General features: G+C 56.6%; 1 protein-coding gene and 1 rRNA gene. One reads left to right on the forward strand and one right to left on the reverse strand.

Going from position 1 to position 2,009, the window contains the following annotated elements; genetic code table 11:
- The coding region (locus tag RVY79_RS16535) for a hypothetical protein (RefSeq protein ID WP_317465571.1) at positions 1-180 on the reverse strand (180 nt) is incomplete at its 3' end.
- Positions 181-428: 248 nt separating this feature from the next.
- Between RVY79_RS16535 and RVY79_RS16540 the strand changes: the two genes are divergently transcribed.
- Positions 429-1,968: ribosomal RNA gene (locus RVY79_RS16540) — 16S ribosomal RNA — on the forward strand.
- Positions 1,969-2,009 lie beyond the last annotated feature (41 nt).

The raw sequence follows: 2,009 nt of genomic DNA on the forward strand, positions 1-2,009 counted from the left end.
CCGTAAAGTACGCATCCGCTGCCGGCGACGGGCTTCGTGGCCAGCGGTGAAAGGGTAGCGCAAGTAGCTGACTTGCTTGAGAAATTTCGACCCTTCGGGGGATGCTTCTCGCTTGACAGTGACGCCGAGTTCGGTAGAATGCGCCGCACCTCGAAAGGCCCTGACAACGCCGCGCTTCATGGCGATGTCAGTGATTGTCACCTCGGCTCTAAGGCCTTGACAATCACGGCGCTTTCGGTAGAATACGCCTTCCTCGCGAGGCGCCCTTGAGGCAAACGCGAACAGCTCTTTAACAATCGATCAGGTAATTCATGTGGGCGCTTGCCCGGGATAGGGGTGCCAGTCACGACCTATCAAGGCAAGCGACTCGTCAAGAGACGTTTTAGTCTTGAACCAAGTTTGGTCCGCTCAACGGACTATCAGACTTTCAACTGAAGAGTTTGATCATGGCTCAGATTGAACGCTGGCGGCAGGCCTAACACATGCAAGTCGAGCGGAAACGAACCTAGCTTGCTAGGAGGCGTCGAGCGGCGGACGGGTGAGTAATGCATAGGAATCTACCCAGTCGTGGGGGATAACCTGAGGAAACTCAGGCTAATACCGCATACGTCCTACGGGAGAAAGCGGGGGCTCTTCGGACCTCGCGCGATTGGATGAGCCTATGTCGGATTAGCTAGTTGGTAAGGTAACGGCTTACCAAGGCGACGATCCGTAGCTGGTCTGAGAGGATGATCAGCCACACCGGGACTGAGACACGGCCCGGACTCCTACGGGAGGCAGCAGTGGGGAATATTGGACAATGGGCGCAAGCCTGATCCAGCCATGCCGCGTGTGTGAAGAAGGCTTTCGGGTTGTAAAGCACTTTCAGCGAGGAAGAAAGCGTGCCATTTAATACATGGTACGGACGACATCACTCGCAGAAGAAGCACCGGCTAACTCCGTGCCAGCAGCCGCGGTAATACGGAGGGTGCAAGCGTTAATCGGAATTACTGGGCGTAAAGCGCGCGTAGGCGGCGTGTCACGCCGGGTGTGAAAGCCCCGGGCTCAACCTGGGAACGGCATCCGGAACGGGCAGGCTAGAGTGCAGGAGAGGAAGGTAGAATTCCCGGTGTAGCGGTGAAATGCGTAGAGATCGGGAGGAATACCAGTGGCGAAGGCGGCCTTCTGGCCTGACACTGACGCTGAGGTGCGAAAGCGTGGGTAGCAAACAGGATTAGATACCCTGGTAGTCCACGCCGTAAACGATGTCGACTAGCCGTTGGGTCCCTTGAGGACTTAGTGGCGCAGTTAACGCGATAAGTCGACCGCCTGGGGAGTACGGCCGCAAGGTTAAAACTCAAATGAATTGACGGGGGCCCGCACAAGCGGTGGAGCATGTGGTTTAATTCGATGCAACGCGAAGAACCTTACCTACCCTTGACATCCTGCGAACCCGGAAGAGATTCCGGGGTGCCTTCGGGAGCGCAGAGACAGGTGCTGCATGGCTGTCGTCAGCTCGTGTTGTGAAATGTTGGGTTAAGTCCCGTAACGAGCGCAACCCTTGTCCCTATTTGCCAGCGATTCGGTCGGGAACTCTAGGGAGACTGCCGGTGACAAACCGGAGGAAGGTGGGGACGACGTCAAGTCATCATGGCCCTTACGGGTAGGGCTACACACGTGCTACAATGGTCGGTACAAAGGGTTGCGAAAGCGCGAGCTGAAGCTAATCCCGAAAAGCCGGCCTCAGTCCGGATCGGAGTCTGCAACTCGACTCCGTGAAGTCGGAATCGCTAGTAATCGTGCATCAGAATGGCACGGTGAATACGTTCCCGGGCCTTGTACACACCGCCCGTCACACCATGGGAGTGGACTGCACCAGAAGTGGTTAGCTTAACCCTCGGGGGAGCGATCACCACGGTGTGGTTCATGACTGGGGTGAAGTCGTAACAAGGTAGCCGTAGGGGAACCTGCGGCTGGATCACCTCCTTAAACGACGGTGCATCCCACCGGGTAAGCGCTCACAATGAATT

Origin of the sequence: Chromohalobacter sp. HP20-39 (assembly GCF_033052815.1) — a bacterium.
Classification (GTDB): Bacteria; Pseudomonadota; Gammaproteobacteria; order Pseudomonadales; family Halomonadaceae; genus Chromohalobacter.